The organism is Streptomyces sp. NRRL S-495 (assembly GCF_000966955.1).
In the GTDB taxonomy this organism is placed as follows: domain Bacteria; phylum Actinomycetota; class Actinomycetes; order Streptomycetales; family Streptomycetaceae; genus Kitasatospora; species Kitasatospora purpeofusca.
This window is the reverse complement of record NZ_JZWY01000361.1, coordinates 1-1506: the sequence shown is the minus strand read 5'-3', so window position 1 is coordinate 1506 and position 1506 is coordinate 1. Positions and strand designations below refer to the sequence as shown.

The following is a 1506-nucleotide window of genomic DNA, read 5'->3' as shown; positions in this document are numbered from 1 at the left end:
CACCGGGCCAGCCCCAGCCGTTCGCCCAGGAGCCGCAGGCCTTCCCGCAGGACCCCCAGCCCTTCGCGCAGGACCCGCAGGCCGCCGCGTGGGCGGCCGCCCAGCAGGCCCAGGCCCAGGCCGGCCAGCCCCAGCCCCACCCCGGCCAGCCCCAGCAGGCCGCGCCGCAGCAGGCCCAGCCCCAGCAGCCACAGCCGCAGCCCGGACCGGCCGCGCCGCCCGCCGGCGCCGACCCGCGCGCCGGCGGCTGGCCGCAGCCCGCCGCCTACCAGCAGCCCGCGCAGCCCCAGCCGAACGCCCCGCAGTGGGGCCAGCCGCCGACCGCGCCCGCCGCGTTCCAGCAGGCCGGTGCCCCGCAGCAGACCGCGCACGGCGCGCCGCTCGGCTACACCGCCGCCGTCGAGCTGTCCTCGGACCGGCTGCTGCGCAGCCAGCCGAAGCAGCAGCGGCAGCAGCCGCGGTTCCAGTTCGGCGGCAAGGCCGCCGCCGCCGAGAAGGCCCGCCGGCTGGAGATCATCCGCACGCCGGTGCTCAGCTGCTACCGGATCGCGGTGATCAGCCTCAAGGGCGGCGTCGGCAAGACCACGACCACCACCGCCCTGGGCGCCACCCTGGCCAGCGAGCGCCAGGACAAGGTGATCGCGATCGACGCCAACCCGGACGCCGGCACGCTCGGCCGCCGGGTCAAGCGGCAGACCGGCGCGACCATCCGCGACCTGGTGACGGCCATCCCGCACCTGCGCAGCTACATGGACATCCGTCAGTTCACCTCCCAGGACCTCCACTCCGGTCTGGAGATCCTGGCGAACGACGTCGACCCGGCCGTGTCGACCACCTTCAACGACTCGGACTACCGCCAGGTCATCGACGTGCTGGGCCGCCAGTACCCGATCATCCTGACCGACTCCGGCACCGGTCTGCTGTACAGCGCGATGCGCGGGGTGCTGGACCTCGCCGATCAGCTGATCATCGTCTCCACGCCCAGCGTGGACGGCGCCTCGTCCGCCTCCACCACCCTGGACTGGCTCTCCGCGCACGGTTACGCCGACCTGGTGCAGCGGTCGATCACGGTGGTCTCCGGGGTCCGCGAGACCGCCAAGATGATCAAGGTCGAGGACATCGTCGCGCACTTCCAGACCCGCTGCCGCGGCGTGGTCGTGGTGCCGTTCGACGAGAGCCTGGCGGCCGGCGCCGAGGTCAACCTCGACATGATGCGGCCCAAGGTCCGCGAGGCCTACTTCGAGCTGGCCACCCTGGTCGGCGAGGACATCGTCCGGGCCCAGCAGGCCGCCCAGCAGACCGGCTGGCAGCAGCAGGTCCAGCCGCAGCCCGCCCAGCAGCAGCCCCCGGCACCGGGCTACCCGCAGCCCCAGCCCGGACCGCAGGGCCAGCCCCCGTACGGCCAGCCGTACCCGTACGCCCAGCCGCCGCAGCCCGGCCAGCACGCCCCGCAGCCCGCGCCCGGCACGCCGTGGGCGCCGCAGCCCGGGCAGGTCCCGCCGCCCC

1 protein-coding gene is annotated in these 1506 nt (G+C 75.3%); it reads left to right on the top strand.

Annotation, left to right across the window (positions count from 1 at the left end):
* The coding region (locus VR45_RS18945) for a MinD/ParA family protein (RefSeq protein WP_045940980.1) at positions 1–1506 on the top strand (1506 nt) is incomplete at both ends.